Source organism: Leptospira alstonii serovar Sichuan str. 79601 (assembly GCF_000347175.1).
Classification (GTDB): domain Bacteria; phylum Spirochaetota; class Leptospiria; order Leptospirales; family Leptospiraceae; genus Leptospira; species Leptospira alstonii.
On the sequence record NZ_ANIK01000045.1, the window covers coordinates 36,411 to 56,602 of the forward strand.

Annotated in this window: 18 protein-coding genes; 12 read left to right on the plus strand and 6 right to left on the minus strand. The window is 42.5% G+C overall.

Annotation, left to right across the window (positions count from 1 at the left end):
• Positions 1 to 4: 4 nt before the first annotated feature.
• Positions 5 to 952, minus strand: a complete 948-nt coding sequence (locus tag LEP1GSC194_RS10220) for a COX15/CtaA family protein (RefSeq protein WP_036042187.1) — start codon at positions 950 to 952, stop codon at positions 5 to 7.
• Between the two features lie 253 nt (positions 953 to 1,205).
• On the opposite strand from LEP1GSC194_RS10220, the gene LEP1GSC194_RS21980 reads away from it, so the two are divergent.
• The 10 genes from LEP1GSC194_RS21980 (at position 1,206) to pckA (ending at position 11,017) form a co-directional block, all read left to right on the plus strand.
• Positions 1,206 to 1,358 (plus strand): hypothetical protein, encoded by a 153-nt coding sequence (locus LEP1GSC194_RS21980; RefSeq protein WP_020773488.1) that lies wholly within the window; start codon positions 1,206 to 1,208, stop codon positions 1,356 to 1,358.
• 27 nt (positions 1,359 to 1,385) lie between these two features.
• Entirely contained in the window at positions 1,386 to 2,225 is an 840-nt protein-coding gene (locus tag LEP1GSC194_RS10225) for an SCO family protein (RefSeq protein ID WP_020773542.1), read from the plus strand.
• A 10-nt stretch (positions 2,226 to 2,235) separates the two neighbouring features.
• Positions 2,236 to 3,237 (plus strand): cytochrome c oxidase subunit II, encoded by a 1,002-nt coding sequence (coxB, locus tag LEP1GSC194_RS10230; protein WP_196809720.1) that lies wholly within the window; start codon positions 2,236 to 2,238, stop codon positions 3,235 to 3,237.
• A 9-nt stretch (positions 3,238 to 3,246) separates the two neighbouring features.
• The gene (gene ctaD / locus LEP1GSC194_RS10235) at positions 3,247 to 4,851 is read left to right on the plus strand and encodes a cytochrome c oxidase subunit I (protein WP_036042188.1); all 1,605 of its coding nucleotides are present in this window, start codon (positions 3,247 to 3,249) and stop codon (positions 4,849 to 4,851) included.
• Positions 4,838 to 5,488 (plus strand): cytochrome c oxidase subunit 3 family protein, encoded by a 651-nt coding sequence (locus tag LEP1GSC194_RS10240; RefSeq protein ID WP_081605079.1) that lies wholly within the window; start codon positions 4,838 to 4,840, stop codon positions 5,486 to 5,488. Before ctaD ends, LEP1GSC194_RS10240 begins: the two co-directional genes overlap by 14 nt.
• A gap of 853 nt (positions 5,489 to 6,341) precedes the next feature.
• On the plus strand, positions 6,342 to 6,641 hold the full coding sequence (locus LEP1GSC194_RS10245) for a hypothetical protein (RefSeq protein WP_017808872.1): 300 nt from the start codon (positions 6,342 to 6,344) through the stop codon (positions 6,639 to 6,641).
• 345 nt (positions 6,642 to 6,986) lie between these two features.
• A complete protein-coding gene (locus tag LEP1GSC194_RS10250; RefSeq protein ID WP_020773502.1) occupies positions 6,987 to 7,658 on the plus strand; it encodes a hypothetical protein in 672 nt (223 codons plus the stop codon).
• Positions 7,659 to 7,743: 85 nt separating this feature from the next.
• A complete protein-coding gene (locus LEP1GSC194_RS10255; RefSeq protein ID WP_000729197.1) occupies positions 7,744 to 8,289 on the plus strand; it encodes a CarD family transcriptional regulator in 546 nt (181 codons plus the stop codon).
• Positions 8,290 to 8,328: 39 nt separating this feature from the next.
• Positions 8,329 to 9,363: a PIN/TRAM domain-containing protein gene (locus LEP1GSC194_RS10260; protein ID WP_020773535.1), complete on the plus strand. Its 1,035-nt coding sequence runs from the start codon at positions 8,329 to 8,331 to the stop codon at positions 9,361 to 9,363.
• 61 nt (positions 9,364 to 9,424) lie between these two features.
• Positions 9,425 to 11,017, plus strand: a complete 1,593-nt coding sequence (pckA, locus tag LEP1GSC194_RS10265; protein ID WP_020773568.1) for a phosphoenolpyruvate carboxykinase (ATP) — start codon at positions 9,425 to 9,427, stop codon at positions 11,015 to 11,017.
• A gap of 63 nt (positions 11,018 to 11,080) precedes the next feature.
• Here pckA and LEP1GSC194_RS10270 read toward each other — a convergent pair whose 3' ends face one another.
• The 4 genes from LEP1GSC194_RS10270 to LEP1GSC194_RS10285 are packed head-to-tail and all read right to left on the minus strand — an operon-like array spanning position 11,081 to position 13,742.
• Complete coding sequence (locus LEP1GSC194_RS10270; RefSeq protein ID WP_020773546.1) at positions 11,081 to 11,308, minus strand: hypothetical protein; 228 nt, start codon at positions 11,306 to 11,308, stop codon at positions 11,081 to 11,083.
• A 4-nt stretch (positions 11,309 to 11,312) separates the two neighbouring features.
• Positions 11,313 to 12,059 carry a toxin-antitoxin system YwqK family antitoxin gene (locus tag LEP1GSC194_RS10275; protein WP_021064288.1) on the minus strand — a complete coding sequence of 249 codons (747 nt, stop codon included), beginning with the start codon at positions 12,057 to 12,059 and terminating at the stop codon, positions 11,313 to 11,315.
• A gap of 35 nt (positions 12,060 to 12,094) precedes the next feature.
• The gene (locus LEP1GSC194_RS10280) at positions 12,095 to 12,973 is read right to left on the minus strand and encodes a hypothetical protein (RefSeq protein WP_020773485.1); all 879 of its coding nucleotides are present in this window, start codon (positions 12,971 to 12,973) and stop codon (positions 12,095 to 12,097) included.
• Positions 12,966 to 13,742, minus strand: a complete 777-nt coding sequence (locus tag LEP1GSC194_RS10285; protein WP_020773480.1) for a ParA family protein — start codon at positions 13,740 to 13,742, stop codon at positions 12,966 to 12,968. Before LEP1GSC194_RS10285 ends, LEP1GSC194_RS10280 begins: the two co-directional genes overlap by 8 nt.
• A gap of 120 nt (positions 13,743 to 13,862) precedes the next feature.
• On the opposite strand from LEP1GSC194_RS10285, the gene gatB reads away from it, so the two are divergent.
• Positions 13,863 to 15,323, plus strand: coding sequence for an Asp-tRNA(Asn)/Glu-tRNA(Gln) amidotransferase subunit GatB (gene gatB / locus LEP1GSC194_RS10290; RefSeq protein ID WP_020773560.1), 1,461 nt, complete (start codon positions 13,863 to 13,865; stop codon positions 15,321 to 15,323).
• A 415-nt stretch (positions 15,324 to 15,738) separates the two neighbouring features.
• Positions 15,739 to 19,257: a DNA polymerase III subunit alpha gene (dnaE, locus tag LEP1GSC194_RS10295; RefSeq protein ID WP_081605080.1), complete on the plus strand. Its 3,519-nt coding sequence runs from the start codon at positions 15,739 to 15,741 to the stop codon at positions 19,255 to 19,257.
• Here the strand turns inward: dnaE and LEP1GSC194_RS10300 are convergent, their stop codons facing one another.
• The gene (locus LEP1GSC194_RS10300; RefSeq protein ID WP_017808189.1) at positions 19,258 to 20,157 is read right to left on the minus strand and encodes a M23 family metallopeptidase; all 900 of its coding nucleotides are present in this window, start codon (positions 20,155 to 20,157) and stop codon (positions 19,258 to 19,260) included. It lies immediately after the preceding gene.
• Positions 20,158 to 20,192 lie beyond the last annotated feature (35 nt).

The window sequence follows — 20,192 nt, forward strand, 5'->3', positions numbered from 1 at the left end:
CGAATTATTTTTCGGGCCTCCATTCGTTTTCCGAAGTCAGTATAACCGCTCTGGAAATCAGGGAAAGGTAAGCCGAAGTAAGTAAAAGAACCGCAAAGCCGGTGTGAAGCGCGGTTACAAGTTTCGGAAGTCCGAAAAATACATTCAAAATCCCTAAAATGATTTGAGCCACGACAAGATACATGGAGATCTGAAGAAATCTTTTTGCAGTTGCCGGAAAATCCTTCCAAATGGCAAAACCCAACGTGATCGTAAGCAGCAATACAACCGCGTATGCGCCGAATCTGTGAAAGACTTGAATTTTAACGATTTCTAATGGGTTATCCGGAATCCATTGACCCCAACAAGTCGGAAAGTCCGGACAAGCGAGTCCCGCATAATGAGAACTGACGCGTCCTCCTAAAACGATCTGGATAACGATTCCGATCAAAAGAAGAAAATAAAAAACATTATCTTTTCTGAATAAAGAATCCGCCTTGATGAAAAATTCTTTTTGATACAATGCCTTTTCTCTGGAATCGATGGAAACGGTAAGGATGACTAAAAAGAAAACGATCGCATTCAACAAGTGAAGATTTACCGAAGTCGGATCGAGTTTTAAGGTTACGGTCAATCTTCCTAAGTTGATTTGTGAAATCAAAAGAAGAATCGCAAGTCCTAAATAAATTCCGAATTCTTTTCTAAGAATCTTGTCCGCAAACGTCCAGATTGTAAGGCCCAAAAGAATCAGTCCTAAAAAACCGGAATAATAGCGGTGCGAGACTTCCATAAAAATCTGAAAATCGAAGGTTGGGAAAATTTTTCCGAAACAAAACGGCCAATCCGGACAGGCAAGTCCGGATCCTGTAGCCCTCACTAAAGGTCCATAGAGCAAATTAAAAAAGATAAGTATGCTCAAGAATAAAGAGATTTTATAAAACAAACGAAATTTTGAAGAAATGTGGGAGTTCATTCTGTCAGGAAAGCCTTTCGCAAGAGGCTCTAAAATACCATAATCGTAAATCGATCCTCAAGGGCAATGAAAGTTGTTGTAAAAATTACGGCATCAGCTTTTAGAAATTGTAATTTTTACGGTGGATCTTCGAGGCTTCTCGTATGTATTAAAATATTACTTCCAAAAAAAGAGATTCATCCAATCCTGTCCTTGAATCTTTTGGATTCTCTTCTTTTGAGAGAATGAGAATCAATTACAGGAGCCTTCTTCCATGGCGCAACAAAGTGAATACAATAAACCCGGATTTTGGACTTTTATCGTAGTTCTTTTTGGGAACTTAGCATTCTTTACTTATCTGTCTTTTTTCCATCCTGGAGTAAAAGAACATTCTCTCAATCTTCCTGCAAACGTTCAGGCGAAATAATATCTGGGAAATCCCGGAGCTTAAATCTTGACACTTAAAAATTCCCTGATTTCAGGGATTGTTTTTTTTATATTCACCGCTTCTCTTTACTCTTATGATCCGGCTGCTCGGTTTGATAAAAATGAAAAGCCGAAAGAATTGGAAGGAGTAGGAGTTCGGGAGAAGTTGGGAAACCAGCTTGACCTTTCCCTTTCTTTTCGCGATGAAACCGGAAAGCCGGTTCTTTTAAGCTCTTTCTTTAAAAAAGATAAACCGGTTCTTCTCTCCCTTGTTTATTATAAGTGTCCGACGTTGTGTAACTTTCATCTGAATGGAATTACGGACGTACTCAAAAAATTAAGTTGGGAAGTCGGAAACGAATTCGAATACGTCGCCGTTTCTTTTGATCCCAAAGAAACTTCCGATCTCGCTCTCGCCAAGAAGAACTCTTATCTCAAAGAATATTCTCGCGGTAACGGACAAGGTTGGCATTTTCTTACGGGAGATCAAAAAGAGATCACCGCCCTTGCCGATTCCGTCGGATTTTCCTATAAATGGAATCCTGAAAACGAACAATGGATTCATTCTTCCGTCGCTTATGTCATCACACCTTCGGGAAAGATTTCTCGTTATCTTCACGGAATTACTTTCGATGAAAGAACGTTGAAACTTTCATTATTAGAAGCGTCCGACGGTAAAATAGGGGATTTCACCGATCAATTTGCCCTTTTTTGCTTTCAATTTGACCCAGGCAAAAATACATATACTTTGTACGCTTATAATATTATGAAATTGGGTGGATTCTTCACTCTTCTCATTATGGCGGCGTTCTTGATCCCATTCTGGATCAGGCATAACAGAAATTCCGAACTCATTAGGAAGGAGTAACTTCAAAAAAATGACCTGGTTGAACCTCATTACGGCAACAAGTTTCATGCCGGTTCAGGCTTCCGAAGTAGCAAAGAACGTAGACAATCTCTATCTCTTTCTACTCGTATCCAGTCTGATCTTCTTTGTCATTCTCATCGGGGGAATGACTTGGTTTATTTTTAAATACCGGAGAAAGACGGACGCGGATAAAACTGCCTATATCACACACAATACTTTGGCAGAATTTCTTTGGTCCTTTATCCCCTTGGTTATTATGATTGTGATTTTCTGGTGGGGTTGGGTGATTTTCGCAGACCTCAGAAAAGTTCATGATAAAGGTGATATTGAAATTCACGTAACTGCAAGACAATGGCAGTGGACTTTCAAGTATGCGAACGGAGTTACCGTTGTTTCTCCTAACGCGACCGAAAAGTTAGACACTCTGTTTCAGCCGAATGGAATTTACGTTCCCGTTGGAAAAACAATTCGTCTTGTTATGACATCCCAGGATGTTCTTCACTCCTTTTTCGTTCCTGCCTTCCGGAATAAAATGGATGTGATCCCTGGACGTTATACTACGCTTGTTTTTACTCCGACTGAAAAAGGTGACTTCGTCGTTTATTGTACTGAGTTCTGCGGAACTTCTCACTCGAATATGCTTTCGGCGATTCGTGTTGTGGATTCCGAAACTTACGATAAATGGTATGCCGCCGCGGGTAATGTAGATCTTTCTAAAATTCCTCCCGCTGAACTCGGTAAAAAACTCTACGCGGAAAAAGCTTGTGCGGGATGTCACTCACTCGACGGTTCTCGTCTGGTTGGACCTTCTTACAAGGGTCTTTTCGGAAGCGCGAGAGAGTTTGAGGCGGGGCCTGGAGTCAACGCGGATGAAAACTACATTCGTAAATCGATTCTGCAACCGATCGCTCAAGTCGTAAAAGGTTATCCGCCTGCGATGCCTTCTTATCAGGGACAACTTTCCGATGACGAAATCAACGCTCTGATCGAATATATTAAAACCCTTAAATAGGAGAGGAACATGTCTACAGCAACTGCAAGTCATACTGACAACTACCTCAACCACGAAAAGGGAATCTGGTCCTGGTTCACGACAATCGATCACAAGCGGATCGGGATCATGTATTTCTTTGCGATTATGTCATTCTTCCTTTTGGGAGGGGTTTTCGCTCTTCTGGTTCGTATCGAACTTTTTACTCCGGGGCAAACTCTCGGATTTGTGACTCCGGATATCTACAACCGAATGATGACCTATCACGGCGCCATCATGGTTTTTATGGTAATCGTTCCCGGAATTCCTGCGATTTTTGGAAACTTCGTTCTTCCGATTCAATTGGGTGCGAAGGACGTTGCATTTCCGAGATTGAACTTAGCGAGCTGGTATATCTTTATGTCAGGCGCGGCGATCGCGGCATTTTCTCTGTTTACGCAAAAAGTGGATACCGGTTGGACTTTTTATACGCCGTATTCCATTTCTAACTCCGTTTCCAATGGGGTGATTATGTTGGTAATGGGCGCTTTCGTAATGGGATTTTCTTCCATTTTGACCGGGTTGAATTTCATCGTTACTACTCATAAACTCAGAGCTCCCGGAATGACGATGAACCGAATTCCTTTGATGGTTTGGGCGCTTTACGCGACTTCCATCATTCAGGTTTTGGCGACTCCGGTTCTTGCAATCACTCTTCTTCTTCTCGTTGCGGAAAGAACCTTGGGCGTGGGAATTTTTGATCCGACTCTCGGTGGAGATCCGGTTCTGTTCCAACACTTCTTCTGGTTCTATTCTCACCCTGCGGTTTACATCATGATTCTCCCTGCGATGGGCATAATCTCCGAACTGGTGGCTACTTTCTCTAGAAAGATCATCTTCGGATATACCGCGATTGCGTATTCTTCTCTTGCGATTGCTGCGGTTTCCTTCTTAGTTTGGGGACATCACATGTTCGTATCCGGTCAGTCCGAGTTTGCGGGGGTTTTATTCTCCTTCATCACGATGCTCGTGGGAGTTCCCACGGCGATCAAACTCTTCAACTGGATTTCGACGATGTATAAAGGATCCGTTCGTTTGGATGCGCCGATGCTCTTTGCAATCGGATTTATGTTTCTTTTTACGATCGGCGGTTTAACCGGGGTATTTTTGGCTTCTACCGGGATGGACGTTCACTTTCACGATACATATTTCGTAGTGGCTCACTTCCATTACGTGATGGTGGGTGGAACTTTGATGGCGGTGATGGGAGCGATCATCTACTGGTTTCCAAAAGTTACCGGTAAAATGACTTCCGATCTTTTAGGAAGAATTTCCTGGGTGTTCATTTTCACCGGATTTAATGTAACCTTCTTCCCGCAGTTCATTCTTGGGTCGATGGGAATGCCGAGAAGATACTACGACTACTTACCTGAATTTACAAGTCTGAACCAAATTTCCACAGTGGGTTCTTGGCTCATTGGAACCGGATTTTTAGTCGGTTTGATTGCGGTAATTCACGGATTAATCGCGGGAAAAGAAGCTGGAAACAATCCTTGGGGAGGAAAAACTCTCGAGTGGACGATTCCTTCTCCGCCGACGCATGAAAATTTTGAAAAAACTCCAGTAGTCACAGGAGGACCTTATGAGTACCGCTAAGCACGCGGAATTTCACCATGCTCATCACTTTGACAGTGCAGAGCATCAATACGACGCTTCTAAACAAGGAATCTGGTTATTCCTTGTTACGGAAATTCTAATGTTTGGCGCCCTTTTTGTGGGTTATACCATTTATCATTCTTTGTATCCTGATGTTTTCCACGCGGGAAGTCATCACTTGTCCGTTCCGATGGGAGCTTTCAACACGGTCGTTCTGCTTTTCAGTTCCTTTACGATGGCGCTTGGAATCCATTTTGTTCAGGTTGATAAGAAGAAAGCGGCTGTGATCGCGCTTGCTGTTACGGTTCTTTGTGCCATGACATTTATGGTCGTGAAGTATTTTGAATATACCGCGAAGATCCATCACGGGCTTCTTCCTGGAAAATTCTTTCATAACGCAGAAATGGCAGATATTAAGAATGCCGCTATGTTCTTCGGTTTTTACTTTGTAATGACCGGAATTCACGGATCTCACGTTTTGATAGGAGCCGGACTTATCATCTGGGTGATGATCAAGGTAATCAAAGGAGAATTGAATTCTTCTTATTACACTCCGTTAGAAGGTGTGGGTCTTTTCTGGCACGTAGTCGACTTGATCTGGATATATCTCTTCCCGCTTCTTTATTTGGTGGGTTGACGTTTTTCAGTTTAAAATTTCGATCCGGATTTTCCGAAAACGTAAAACCTCGGCAGTAAAAAGCCGGGGTTTTTTATTTTTACCTTTATCCTTCGATCGTTTGGGCCGGTTAAATCTTACAAAGAATGAACCTTGAATTCCTTTTTACTTTAAAAGAAAGCGCAGTCATAAATTCACGAATCGATGCGCTTTCGAAATATATAAAAGGAACTTTACAAAAAGTGAATGTGTCTACTTACTCGGAAACCCTTAAGACCTTTATAGGGAACCTCTAAAAACCCGCATTTATATTAGAGTTGTCGAAAAATTAATTCTCCATTTGTTTCTGTTTCATTGAAATGGGCGATTGAAGCAGTTTTGTTAATGCGGTAATTGAATTTTTTAACAACTCTATTATAGAATGCTTTAGAAGTGTGTTTTACGCCTATCCAAATATCGAAACGAAAGTTTTTGGTTTTACAAATGCGAAAGAAAACGGATTTGCAAGAAAGATCGATGCATTCGTTTACAATATCGGCATAACTGTAAAATGTCGGCTTAACCTATCAATTCAAAATGGGACGCGATGGTGCAATTCTACGGATCCTTTTTTAAGGATTTCAGTGAGCGATTTTGATTTTGTCTAATGGCAGATAGATTAACGTTGATCGGAGCCAAAAAATTTTCGCGTAACCGATTTTATTATCCATTAGGGAAAAATAAAAGAATTGCCTACTCTTTCCGATGAATCTAATTTGCTTCGAAAAACGAAAAGACGTCTTCTAAATTTAAGACATCGATAAAAGTAAATTCCCTTCTCGATCGAATAAAGCGAAATCGAAATTTCAATAGATGATTCAAAGGAGCAAAATGTATGAAAAAAACGTTGATTTTAGGAATGATCCTTTCGGCTGCAATGATCGGTTGTAAACCGTGTTCGGACTTAGAAGCAAAAATTTGTGCGGATTTGGGTTCAAAGTGTGAAAAATGGAAAAGTAATGGCAAACCCGGAATACCCGCCGAGGATCAAGATCAGTATCGTTCCGGAAGGAGAAAATTGGTCGGAGTGATTTTGGAAAGCGTCGGCCTTATGGAACGGAACGCTCAGGCTTGCCAAGGTATATCTTCTAATTACGACGCTTTGATCGTTCCTTTAAAAAAATCCATGGAATAAATTTTTTCCTGAAAACTCGACGATGTTTTCCGGAAAGCTACGGATCACATTGGTCGAGTTTTAAGTCGTGATTTTTTAGTTGTTTCCGATTTCATTCCAATAGGTCGAAATCAAATCATAATCCAAAATGTAGTCTATAAAAATCATACCTGGCCGAGGTGAAATTCATTCAGAATGAATTTCATTCCCTCCTAAATAATTTTTTTACTATTAATCTCCGTCGTACATACGCTTATCGTTTTGGAATCATCGATCTTACATTGCGAATCCGGTAGAAAAGGATAGTTTTTTTCAACAGAAATTATGCATTTAGGCCGATTTTAAAAATAGAACCAGGATTCCTGAATGCAGAATATCGATTATTCGAGAAGACTCAAACAATCTTCGGTCCGAACTCCGGTCCGCGAAACCGCCGATTTCAATCGAACGATTCAAACGGTTCAACACAATAAAAAATCCGGATCACCGATTCAGATTTTCTCATCTACTCGTTCCGCCTTTGTTTTATTATTGGGTTCGATTTCCCTTTTTACGGCAGGCCTTGTTGTAGGTCTCAAGCTGGATCACAAAGAAGAAACTTTTGCACAAAACGAATTTCAGACTTTCAGAAACGTTTCTTCTCAAGAAAGAAAAAATGAGAGTGGTGGGCTGAGATCCTTATTTTCTACAAAAGAAAACGATTCCGTAGAATCCTTCAAGAATCAGGAAAGTCTTTCTAAATTAAATCCTAAAGAGTCCGGCTCAACGGATTCTAAAATTCTATATCCGCCTCAAATCGGCGAAACGAATTATCTGGTCGTAATTCCGACTTCCGATTCTCTACAAGCGGTTGAACTCGGAAAAAGGCTTCTGATGGCAAGAAACGAGTTTAAAGGCAGAATTTTTCGTTCCTCCAAGGGCGAACTTTACCTGGGTTATTTTTATTCCGAAGAAGAAGCAAGAGAAGCTTTGGAAAGAATTCAACCACTCAACGACCCGGCGTTTCATTCGGCAAAGATTCGTTCACTTAAACTTTAATAACCTTTTAGGATAATTTTGTTGACTTTCGTCAAATTTATGCTACTTTCTTAGGCAGAGTTTTAACGGAAGTTATCATACTTACTTGGCTGCCAAAAAGAAAAATTCCGAAATCGAACACAAGGTAGGCGACTACGTAGTCTATCCCATCCATGGGGTTGGAGAAATTCTTGAAATCTCCAAAAAGAATATCCTTGGTAAAAAGAAGGATTGCTACGTTCTCGAGATCCAAGGTAGTAAGATGAAGGTTATGATACCTGTTGATAAAGCAGAGCAGGTTCGAATTCGTCCTATCATCGATAAAAAAGAGATCAAGAAAGTCATCGCGCTCCTTAAGAAGGACGAAGTTGATACGGAAGAAGACTGGAAGATCCGCTACCAAAATAACCTCAACAAGATCAAATCCGGATCCATTTATGAGGTCGGAGAAGTTTGCAGAAATCTATTTCGTAGAGCAAGTGGAAAAGAACTTTCCATCATGGAGAGAAAGCTTTACGAAAGTGCCTATAATCTTGTGAAAATGGAAGTTGCATTGAGTAAAGGTGTTACGCAGGAAGAAGCGGGGAATCTCGTTTCCGACGTATTGGCGAGCACCCTCTCTCCTAGTGAAAAAAAGGCAGAAGAAGAGTAAAGTTCCGCAAAAACTCAAATACAATTAAGGATTTGAGTTATGATTCATTTCTACAAAGTACTCACGTCTCTATTCCTCTCCGGAATTACATTCGCAGTAACCCATAAGCAAGCAGGAGATATCTATTTAGCCGGGCCTATCGCCGGAGTCGTTCTGTTAGTTTCCATAATTCTTCTTTATGGAGAATCCAATCTTTTTCCAAAACTCAAAGCGGACGTCCTTTTTTGCGCCGGGCTGGGCGCGCTTCTCGGACTTGCGATCGCTTGGTTTGTGGGAGCAGTCGTTCATTTTGAAGAATTAAACGTAGCCCTTTACTTTTTATTCGGTCTCTTTGGAATTCTCTCCGGAATCGCGTTCGCGAAAGAACCCGGTCTCGGAATTTTCGGCGGAGGCGGAGGTTCAGGAAGCGGATTCGGAGTCGGTATCGAAAAGGAAGAAGTCAGAGATAAAATTCTCGATACTTCCGTAGTGATCGACGGAAGAATTTTAGATATAGCCGATACGCATTTCTTGGATGGACCGTTGATTCTCCCGAACTTTGTTTTGAGAGAAATTCAGCTCATCAGTGATTCTTCCGATCCGATCAAAAGAGCGCGAGGAAGAAGAGGTCTTGAGATGTTGAACAAACTTCAACGCAAAGGATCGATCGAAGTAAAAATCACTTATAAAGATTATTCGGATACGCGAGAAGTGGATGCCAAACTGATTAAGTTAGCAAGAGATACCGGCGGAAAAATCGTAACTAACGATTTTAATTTGAACAAGGTTGCCGAATTGCAAGGTGTTAAGGTTTTAAATTTAAATACTCTCGCGAACGCGTTGAAACCGGTCGTTCTTCCCGGAGAAGAGCTGGGAATCCAAGTGATCAAAGAAGGAAAGGATGAAAATCAAGGAATCGGTTACCTCGAAGACGGTACTATGGTTGTCATTGAGAACGGTGGTCATCTCGTTGGAAAAGAGGTCAAAGTGACAGTGACTTCCATCATTCAAACGGCTGCCGGGAAAATGATTTTCACTAAAGCGAACCCGAACGGATCTTCCGAGAAGGGAAATCGCCAGCCTCATCCGTCTTGAATCGGTTGACTTTCAGCTTTAGCGTAAAAAAATTGAAATAGAATTCCCAAGGAGCAATCAAATGCAGGCCCAGACTCAGGTAAAAGGCTTGAAGGAACTCGGACTCGAACCTTCTGAAATTTTCCATAACCTTTCCTATGATGAAATTTATGAGCATGAGAAAAAAAACGGAGAAACTGTAGTTTCCAGCAACGGAACCATGATGGTAGATACCGGGATTTTTACAGGTAGATCCCCTAAAGACAAGTATTTCGTTGATGAGCCTTCCTCGAACGGAAACATTTGGTGGAGTCATATCAATTTTAAAGTTTCCGAAGCGATCTTTGACGAACTCTATAAGAAATGTGTAAACTATCTGAGTCACAAAAAACTTTACGTTTTTGACGGCTACGCGGGCGCCAATCCTGAAACCAGAGTAAGTCTGCGAGTCGTTTCCGAAAAGGCTTGGCAACATCACTTTTGCACCAACATGTTCCTTCGTCCTACAAAAGAAGAATTGGTGGCACTGGACCCCGAATTTACGATCATCAACGCTTGCGGTATTAAGAATGAAAACTTCAAACAACACGGAATGAACTCCGAAGTGTTTGTGATCTTTCATCTTGCGAAGAAGATTTGTATCATCGGTGGAACCGAATACGGCGGAGAAATGAAGAAAGGTATCTTCTCCGTTATGAATTACAAACTTCCTTTACAGGGAATTCTCAGTATGCACTGTTCCGCAAACGTAGGTAAGGACGGAGACACCGCTCTTTTCTTCGGACTTTCCGGAACCGGTAAAACAACTCTTTCTACGGACCCGAATCGTAAACTGATCGGAGACGACGAACACGGTTGGGACGACAACGGAATCTTCAATATAGAAGGCGGTTGTTACGCAAAGGTTATCAATTTAGATCGCCAAACCGAGCCGGACATTTATGAGGCGATTCGTAAAGACGCTCTTCTGGAAAACGTGGTTTACGATCCTCAAACAAAAACGGTGGATTATTCCTCCGCTGCAAAAACGGAAAATACCCGAGTTTCTTATCCGATTTTTCACATCAATAATATTCAAGTTCCTTCCAAAGGAGGACATCCCAAAACCATTATATTCTTAACTTATGATGCGTTTGGAGTTCTTCCCCCCGTTTCCAAGTTGAGTATCGAACAAGCGATGTATCACTTCCTTTCGGGTTATACCGCGAAGGTTGCGGGAACCGAAAGAGGAATTAAAGAGCCTACCGCGACTTTTTCCGCGTGTTTCGGAGCGGCGTTTATGACTCTGCACCCTACCAAGTACGCCAAGTTGCTCGGTGAAAAAATGAAAAAACACAATGTGAGAGCGTATCTGATGAACACCGGTCTTGTCGGAGGATCTTACGGTGTTGGAAAGCGTATGAACCTTCCTTCCACTCGTAAAATCATCGATGAAATCTTAAACGGAAACATCGAGAAGTCCGAGTTCGTGACCCACCCGGTTTTTCAAGTAGCGTATCCGAAAGCGATCGCCGGAGTCGATACTTCGATTTTGGATCCGAGAGAGGCTTGGAGTGACAAAGCCGCTTACGATGAAACCGCTAAGAAATTAGGGGAAATGTTCATTAAAAACTTTAAGCAGTACGCGGAAGGATCGAAAGACTTCGACTTTACCGCTTTTGGCCCGAAAATCTAAGAATCCAATTTTATATACGGGAGATTCTGAAAATCTCCCGTATATTTCTCTTTCATAATCTTTTCAACCTACTTGTCTGAAATAAAGATTCAGACAAACAACGATAAACAAATGAAGAATTGCAAGGAATAGATAAAACTTTACGTTCAGATATTCTCGAAACGTCTGAAAGAGTCCTATATGAACCGCTGAAAATGTGGAAAGCAGAATCCAAAGATTAAAAACGGTCAGTGAAAAATAAACGCTGAGATAGACTACGAGAAGAAAAAAAATTCCGAAGATTGTCCTCACGATTTTATTGTTTGGAAGAAGTCTGACACACGGACTCGGAACCCTTGTTGGTTTTACAATTGATCGTTCCGTCCGGAAGATACGTGGTTCTGGAAAGAAAATTTCCGTTCTCGTCGAAAACCTCGATTGCTTCCGTTTTATGCGTGGGATAATAATAAAACCAAGTTCTCACTTTCTGTCCGTTTTTGTAATAGCCGGTGTATTCCAGTTCTCCGTCCGGAAAATATTTCTGCCAGAGATCGTTTCTGTAACCTTCCGTATATTTTCCCTTGAGTTCGACTCGGCCGTTTTCGTAGAATCTTTCGTAAAGGCCTTCTTCGTTTCCTTCGTCTCCGCTCATCATCACTTCGGGTTTACGGGGGCCGCTTCCGAAATTCTGGCGGATATATAGATTACCGTTGTCGAAGTTCCAGATCCATTCCCCCCTACGTATTCCGTTTTCAAAGAACCCTTTTGCTAATATACGGTCCTCGTATTTGGAATAGAATCTGCAAAGACCGTTCTCCAGCCCAAGTTCGTTTATGGAACAGTCTTGATAAATTTTTCCGTTGTCGTAATAAACCCTTCTTCTGCCGGATTCGGAAAGTACGTATGTGTTGAATTCTTTTTGAAACTTTGCACCGGCCGGAATTCCTACGGGAAGCGACTCCTTTAGACAAGAAAAGAAAAAAGCGAACGTAAAAAATACAACGGCGCTTTTGGATGAAAGAACGGAAATCCTTCCGAGGAAAAAAATAGACTTAGAGTTCATTCGGTTTTTATTATGTACCCGATCGTTTGCGGAGCTCAATCAATGGTAAACTTTTTATTTACGAGCAATTCTTCGTCTTCGTCGCGGATTTCCACTTCGTAAGTACCTGGTTGATCGAAAAAAGTATCGTCGTAGTAAGTTTGAAACTTCTCGAAATTCTTACGAAAGTCTTTTTCTTGAACCGAAAATTCTTCCTTCCCGCCGTCCGTTCGATAAATGGTAAGCCGAACCTTCTTAGGAGTGGACCAACCCTTTTTGTAATAGACGAAGAAGTCTTGTCCATGAGAGAAATGGTATTCTTTTTGAGAACTCATTCCGGAAACTTTTTCGGGAGTCATCTTATCGATGTCCATATAGATTTCGTGTTTTGCGGGCCAGAAAAACCAAATGGCAATCGCCAAAAGAATCACTCCGGCAATTTTCAAAAAACGCGAGGAGCCTTCTCGTTCGGGGGATTCCGGTTTTGTATAGTCTTCCAATCTCATGACACTGCTTATCCTGTGAAGGTGGTTCTTTTTGGGCAAATGTTTTTCCTCTCTTGCCTCGGAAGAGGATGAATTCCGAATCGGAGAATTCTCAGGTTTATCGGTTTTCAATGAAGAATTACTTTCGGTTTGTGAGGACGGTTCGTTTTTATCCGAGTGAATTTGGGAAGAAAAATCTTCTCGCACAGAAACGAATGAATCGTATTCCTCTTGAGGATTTGTTTTTTCCGATGAGACAAATTCTTTCGAAGATACGGATTTTGATTCTTCGGAGCGAAGCAAATCATCTTTCGCGGATTCTTTAAGGGAAAGATTTTTTGACTCGGATGAAGAAGGAGAAAGCACAGATTCACTCTGGGGAGTTTCTCCGCCTAAAGTTTTTCGAACGTGCGCTCCGGCGGCTTGTTTTAAAAGATCCTTTTTAGCCAAGTGCCAAAACCTCTTCTACAAGGCCTTGATAGGATTTTGTCGCTTTCCCTTTCGGCTGGTATTCAAAGAGAGTTTGTTTCATCATGTGAGCCTCTTCCACGCTGACTGCGGGAGGGATTCTGGAAGAAAATAATTTCAAGTAAGGTTCGATCATGGGTTCGAGAGTTTGAGAAAGAGTCGTTCTCGGATTGAACATCGTAAGCACCGCGCCTAAAACTTTCAGAGACGGATTGAATCGTTTTACGGTATTCTTATGAGCTTCCAAAATAGATTCGATTCCATCCAGGGAAAATTTAGAAACCTGTAAAGGAACGAGCAAGCCCGTCGATGCGACGAACGCATTGAGAGTGATCATGGAAAGACTCGGTGGACAATCGATGATCACATAGTCGAACTCATTCTTGATCGTTTCTAATGAATCTCGGAGATGAAAAAAACCGTCGATCTTTCCCGAAAGCATCACGTCCACTTCCGCAAGGGACGAATGAGACGGCGCGATCTTTAAACCTTGAATTCGAGTCGGAATCAAAACTTCTCGGACATCGCCCCCGTCCCTAAAAATTCTATAAAGACTTTTTTCTCTTCCCTCATCCTTGTTCAAAGAAAGAGAATTCTCGTCGATAAAAACGGAGGTAGCATTTCCTTGAGCGTCCAAATCCAATAGGACGACTCGTTCTCCGTTGAGAGCCAATCCAAAAGCAAGATGCACCGCCGTTGTCGTTTTACCGACTCCGCCTTTCTGGTTTGCAATACAGAGGATCTGTTTCATAAAAAATCCGTTGCCCGTAGATTCCGATTTCTCGAGACTACATTTAGAGATCGTTCTCCAAGGATTAGGGATAAGAATCCTCAATCGGTTTTGGATGACAATCCGGAAAAGGAGATACAGTTGGCAGAATTTGAAACCATCATCGGGCTGGAAGTTCACGCACAGCTCAACACGGAATCGAAAATATTCTCTACAAGTGCGACGAAGTTCGGTTCTCCTCCGAACTCTCAGACCAATCCCGTTTGTTTGGGATTGCCGGGCGCCCTTCCCGTTCTCAACGAAGCCGTTTTGGAAAAAGCGATCATGGCCGGGCTTGCATTCGGATGCGACATCACTCTTTTTACTAAATTCGATCGTAAGAATTATTTTTATCCCGATCTTCCGAAAGGTTATCAAATCTCTCAGTTTGATAAACCGATCTGCACCGGAGGAGGAGTTACGTTTACGATCAAAGGGGAAGAATCTACACGTTATGTGCGTTTGACCCGGATTCATATGGAAGAGGATGCCGGGAAACTGATTCATTCGGCGGACCCGAACGTTCCTCAATCTTATGTGGACTTAAACAGAGCGGGAACTCCTCTGATTGAAATCGTTTCGGAACCGGACATGCGTTCCTCGGACGAAGCTTATTATTATCTCAATTCTTTAAAAGCGGTTTTAAAATACATTCGAGTTTCGGATTGTAATATGGAAGAGGGCTCCCTTCGTTGCGACGCAAACGTTTCGATCCGTCCGAAAGGTTCGGATAAATTCGGAACCAGAGTCGAAATTAAAAATCTCAATTCTTTCAAAGCGGTCAAAGCCGCGATCGACTACGAAGTGGAATGGCAAACCGAAATGGCCTTGGAAGGAAAAACTTTCCAACAACAGACCAAACTCTGGGATTCCGTCGCCAACAAAACCGTAACGATGAGAACGAAAGAGATGAGTCACGATTATCGTTACTTTCCGGATCCGGATCTGCCCGTAATCATTCTTCAAAAAGAAACTGTGGAATCGGTTCGTGCTAAACTTCCCGAACTTCCGAACGAAAGAAAAAATCGTTTTGTGGAGAAGTTAGGTCTTCCGAAATACGACGCGGAAGTTTTGACCGCCGAAAGGGAAATCGCCGATTACTTTGAGGACGCTCTGAAAGTTTCCGGAGACGCCAAAAAAACCTCCAACTGGGTTAAGGATGAAGTCCTCGGAATCGTAAACAAAGAAAGTATTACAATATCAGAATTTTCTGTTTCTGCGGAAAGAATCGGCGGACTCGTAAAGCTGATCGCGGACGGTAAAATTTCAGGCAAGATCGCAAAGACGGTTTTTGAAGAACTCCTCACATCGGACAAAGAAGCGGAGACGATTGTAACCGAAAAAAATCTGATCGTGGTCCGGGACGATAAGGAAATCGAAAGGATCGTGGACGAAGCGATTGCGAACAACGAAGACGCGGTTTCCAAATACAAAAGCGGAAAAGATCGCGCGTTAGGCGCCATCGTAGGCTATGTGATGAAGGTTTCTAAAGGGAAGGCCGATCCGGAGTTGGTCAATCAAATGCTTTTAGAAAAGTTAGGACCGTTGCCTCCGAAAGGATAAACGGTTTCGTTTTCATAGGATAGGTCTTGATGTCAGAATCAGGATTTATCGTTCCGGATTTTCAATTGATAGTATCTTTGACTTTGCGATCAAAGTTAGAATTTTCTTTCCGGGAAAGCTTTCCGAAGTTTGTTTGAAAAATTGGATCCCGTGCCGTGAATTTGAACCCTTTTGCTAAAATTTCTCTTTGTAGCAAGAACGATAAAACGCTTTCAAAAGTCGCACCAAAGAAAAAACATTTATAAGATCTTCAGTCAGACCGCTTGTTTTTTGATCCAAATCCGCGCTTCCATTTTCCATGTTCGAATGGAAATTTCTCTTCTTATAAAAGTTTAAGAATTCTGTCTAACCAATAGATTTCCGTCGATTAGACTCTTGACGTCGGGTTCACCAAAATTCTATTATGTCCCTTATAATGCAGGATTTCGCTCACTTACATCTGCACACGACTTATTCCATGCTCGACGGGGCCATTCGTATCAAAGAATTGATGCAGCACGTCAAAGAGCAAGGTATGTCATCGGTTGCGATGACCGACCACGGAAACATGTTCGGCGCCGTTGAATTTTACAACGAGGCGATTAAACAGGGTGTTAAGCCGATCATCGGCAGCGAGTTTTACGTTTCTCCCAACCGCAAACAAGAAACAGAAGTCGTTAAGATCGCGGACGGAAGCGCATACCATCTCATCCTTCTCGCGAAAAACGAAGAAGGTTACAAAAATCTAATACGTCTTTCCAGCAAATCCTACACGGAAGGTTTTTATAAAAAAGCGAGAATCGATTACGATCTTCTCGACAAACACAGCAACGGTCTTGTCTGTTTAACGGCTTGCCTCGCGGGAGAAGTCAATCGAAAGATTTTGGAGGGAAAGATAGACGAGTCCTTTCAGTTGGCCGGAAAATTAAACGAGATTTTCCGCAAAGAAGATTTCTACATGGAAATTCAAAATCATGGAATTCCAGAACAGATGACCGTGGCAAAACAAATTCACGACTTCGGAAAAAGAAGCGGGATTCCTCTCGTCGTTACGAACGATTCTCACTTTTTAAAAAAGAACGACCAAGAAGCACAGGATATTCTTCTCAGAATCGGAATGCAAAAACGTATTACGGATCCGATGGAATTCGGCTTTAACGGAGAATTCTACGTTAAAAGTCCGGACGAAATGGCGAGGATTTTTCCGGAAATTCCGGAGGCGTTCCATAATACATTAGAAATCAGTAATAAAGTAAATTTGAAACTTCAATTCGGAAATTATCTTCTTCCGGAATTCGAGGTTCCGGACGGATACGACGCGGATTCTTATCTTGAAAAACTGATCTGGGAAGGAATCGCAAGAAAGTATCCGAATCTTTCTCCGGAAATCAAAGACCGGGTCGTTTTCGAACTCAATACGATCAAGAATATGAAGTTTGCCGGTTATTTCTTGATCGTTCAGGATTATATCAATTACGCAAAAAGAAGCGGAATCCCCGTCGGTCCGGGAAGGGGTTCCGCGGCCGGTTCCATCGTAGCCTACGCGCTCGGGATCACGAACGTAGAGCCGCTCCAACACAATCTCCTCTTTGAAAGATTTTTGAATCCGGATCGTAAGGACATGCCCGATATCGATACGGACTTTTGCGTGGAAAGACGGGAGGAAGTCATCAATTATATCCGTAGAAGATACGGGGAAGAACGAGTCGGTCAGATCATCACGTTCAATTCTCTCGCTGCAAAAGCGGCTCTCAAGGACGTTGCGCGCGTCTTGAATCTTCCTTTCGGGGAAGCGAACGAAATGACGAAAGCTTTCCCGAATAAACTCGGGATGTCCATCGCGGAAGCGCTTACAACTTCTTCCGAGCTGAAAAACTTTTCCGAAAAAGACGATATCAATCATAAGATCTTTGCGATCGCTCAAAGGCTTGAGGGAAACTATCGTCAGCCCGGAAGACACGCGGCCGGTGTCGTAATTTCTCCTTATCCATTGGAAGAAGTCGTTCCGCTTTCTACGGTCGCAGAAAAAGAAAGGCCGGGTTTTCGATCCATCGTAACTCAGTACGATAAGAACAACTTGGAAAGCATCGGTCTGATCAAGATGGATATCTTGGGTCTGAAAAACTTAACGACCCTCGACTACGCGATCAAACTCATCGAACAAAGAAGAGGGATTCGAATCAATCTCGACGAAATCTCTTACGATGATGCGAACACATACGCACTTTTAAGAAAAGCGAACACACTCGGTATCTTTCAGTTGGAATCCACCGGAATCACCGATCTTGTTGCGAAAAGCCAGGTAAGCAACTTCGACGAGATCGTGGCCTTGATCGCGTTGTATCGTCCGGGTCCTATGGGTGAAGGGATGTTGGACGAATACTTGGATCGTAAATCCGGAAGAAAACAAGTCACGTATCCGCATCCTTCCTGCGAGTCGATCTTGAAAGAAACTTTCGGAGTTCCCGTTTATCAAGAACAGGTGATGAGTATTTCCCGCGTTGTCGGAGGATTTTCGGTCGGAGATTCGGACATGTTGCGTAAGGCAATGGCGAAGAAAAAAGCCGACCTTATGGAAAAGCTAAAAGGCCAGTTCGTAGAAGGAGCGGTGAAACAAGGGACTCAAGAAAAAGTCGCCAAGGATATCTTCGAACAATTGGAAAGATTCGGCGGTTACGGATTCAACAAATCCCACTCCGTAGCCTACGCGATCATCACTTATCAAACCGCTTATTTAAAAGCGAATTATACGATCGAATATCTCACCGCGCTTCTTGCGTCCGATCACGGTAAAACAACCGATATAGTGAAGTATATCAACAATGCGAGAGAGATGGGAATTCGAATTCTCAATCCCGACGTTTCCGAATCACAAGCTTCTTTTAGCGTCATCGACGATACCACGATTCGTTTCGGACTTTCCGCGATGAAAGGTGTGGGCGAGACCGCGGCAAACAGTATCATCGAAGCAAGAACGAAGGCTGAAAGTTTTAAAACACTTCAAGGTTTTGCTCTCAACATAGATACGAGATTGATCAATAAAAAAGTTTTCGAAGCTTTGATTCAAGCGGGTGCTTTGGATTCTTTCGGCTATACTCGTAAATGTCTTTTTGAATCCGTGGACTCCATTCTTACTTTTGCTCAAAAGGAACAGGAGAGAACAAAAGAAGGACAGTTCTCCCTTTTTGGAGGAGAGGAAAGTTCTTTCACACTCAATCTTCCGAAGGACGCGCTCGAATGGGAAATCGACGAAAAGTTAAGACGCGAAAAAGCGATAGCCGGTATTTATCTTTCCGGTCACCCGCTCGATAAATACGAGAAACAGCTCAAAAGTTTAAGGACGATTCCGATCGAAAAATTCGATGACCTGAAATCCGGAACCAAGGTGGAAGTCGCGGGAGTGATTTCTTCCAAAAACGTCAAACTTAGTAAACGAAACGAAGAATTCGCGAACTTCAAACTCGAAGACAGAACCGGAGAGATCGAATGTGTCGCGTTCGCAAAAACGTATCAGAAATATAAGGAATTTATAAAGGAAGACCAAGCGATCTTTATCAAGGGAGACTTGGACAAAATTGAAGTGGGGGACACGGAACTCCGCGGACAGGTTAAAGTCAACAGCATCGAAATTTTAGACGACGCTACGATCGAAGATAAACTTGAAAAATCGCTTCACCTTCGTCTCGAAGAAAGACATACCGAAGATCCGGAACTGATTCCGAAACTGTACGCGTTACTTGCCTGTTATAAGGGAGAATCTTCCGTTTACTTTCACATCGTCGAAAACCAGGAAGAAAAACAAGTGATCCGAGCTCACGACGCGTATTCCATCCAACCGATCAACGAGCTCTTTTTCCGGTTGGCGGATCTTTTGGGAGATCGCACCGTCTTTTATTCCGTCGGCGAACAAATCAAACCGATCAATAAGAATCAGATTACTGGTAACGTCGGATAATCAAAGACGACTAACGTAGAAAGTAAAACTTCTTTCGTTGACGTTCCCTCTGAAATCCCGAGCGATTACCTTGATCGTATTTTCGCCGGACTTCAAATTCAGATTTCCGATCAAATACTGATCCTTATGATAAAGATTCGTAAAGGAAAATCCGTCCGGATTCTTCCATTCGGAAGCGGAATATTGTAAAGCCCCGAAATCGGCGGATCGAAGCGTTTCCCCGTTCAGAAAATACTGAACCATGGTGATTCCCCTTCTTTGGGATTTTTTTTCTCCCGCATCCACGATTGAAACCGTAAATGGAAATTCCCTCGAAAGATTGATATTATCCCCGTCGTTGATGTTTGTAAATTTTCCATTTACATGAACGAGCAGACTTGAAATTTCGGGAGCGGCGCTGTCCGGAATCGGAGAAAGAAATTTCAAAGGATCCAGAATTTCGAGCCCGTATTTTCGAAGTACAACAAAGTGGAGGTGGGCTCCGCTTGAGTGACCGGAATTGCCCGTGACTCCGATTTTATCACCGGCTTTGACTCCATCAGGTTTTAATAATTTAGAAATCCTGCCATCTTTCAAGTGGTAATAGGCCGTAAAATTTCCGGACCCATGGTCCAACCAAACCGAATTCCCCGTTCCCAGTTCGTCCTCGAAAGGATGATCTTCCGTATAACGACTGTACAAAACTTTTCCGTCCGCCATTGCAACGACGGGTTCGTTTACGGAAGAGATATCCAATCCGTTGTGAAAGTGATCCCCCCTGGATTCTCCAAAAGTCGAGGTGATTTTGTTTTCCAGCTGATCGGTTTTGACGGGGACGAGATAATTTATTACTTTATTATTTTCCGCTTCCATGCTGAGATGGAACGCGGTCCAGACGGCGATAAGGAGAAATCTTTTCATTCAGGACCCAAACCTAAGTGCAAGTAACTTATACA

Bases quoted from the DNA above. Each gene is read 5' to 3' on its own strand.
- LEP1GSC194_RS10220 (WP_036042187.1), bottom strand. From the start codon at position 952: ATGAACTCCCACATTTCTTCAAAATTTCGTTTGTTTTATAAAATCTCT.
- LEP1GSC194_RS21980 (WP_020773488.1), top strand. From the start codon at position 1,206: ATGGCGCAACAAAGTGAATACAATAAACCCGGATTTTGGACTTTTATC.
- coxB (WP_196809720.1), top strand. From the start codon at position 2,236: ATGACCTGGTTGAACCTCATTACGGCAACAAGTTTCATGCCGGTTCAG.
- ctaD (WP_036042188.1), top strand. From the start codon at position 3,247: ATGTCTACAGCAACTGCAAGTCATACTGACAACTACCTCAACCACGAA.
- LEP1GSC194_RS10240 (WP_081605079.1), top strand. From the start codon at position 4,838: ATGAGTACCGCTAAGCACGCGGAATTTCACCATGCTCATCACTTTGAC.
- LEP1GSC194_RS10245 (WP_017808872.1), top strand. From the start codon at position 6,342: ATGAAAAAAACGTTGATTTTAGGAATGATCCTTTCGGCTGCAATGATC.
- LEP1GSC194_RS10250 (WP_020773502.1), top strand. From the start codon at position 6,987: ATGCAGAATATCGATTATTCGAGAAGACTCAAACAATCTTCGGTCCGA.
- LEP1GSC194_RS10260 (WP_020773535.1), top strand. From the start codon at position 8,329: ATGATTCATTTCTACAAAGTACTCACGTCTCTATTCCTCTCCGGAATT.
- pckA (WP_020773568.1), top strand. From the start codon at position 9,425: ATGCAGGCCCAGACTCAGGTAAAAGGCTTGAAGGAACTCGGACTCGAA.
- LEP1GSC194_RS10275 (WP_021064288.1), bottom strand. From the start codon at position 12,059: ATGAACTCTAAGTCTATTTTTTTCCTCGGAAGGATTTCCGTTCTTTCA.
- LEP1GSC194_RS10285 (WP_020773480.1), bottom strand. From the start codon at position 13,742: ATGAAACAGATCCTCTGTATTGCAAACCAGAAAGGCGGAGTCGGTAAA.
- dnaE (WP_081605080.1), top strand. From the start codon at position 15,739: ATGCAGGATTTCGCTCACTTACATCTGCACACGACTTATTCCATGCTC.
- LEP1GSC194_RS10300 (WP_017808189.1), bottom strand. From the start codon at position 20,157: ATGAAAAGATTTCTCCTTATCGCCGTCTGGACCGCGTTCCATCTCAGC.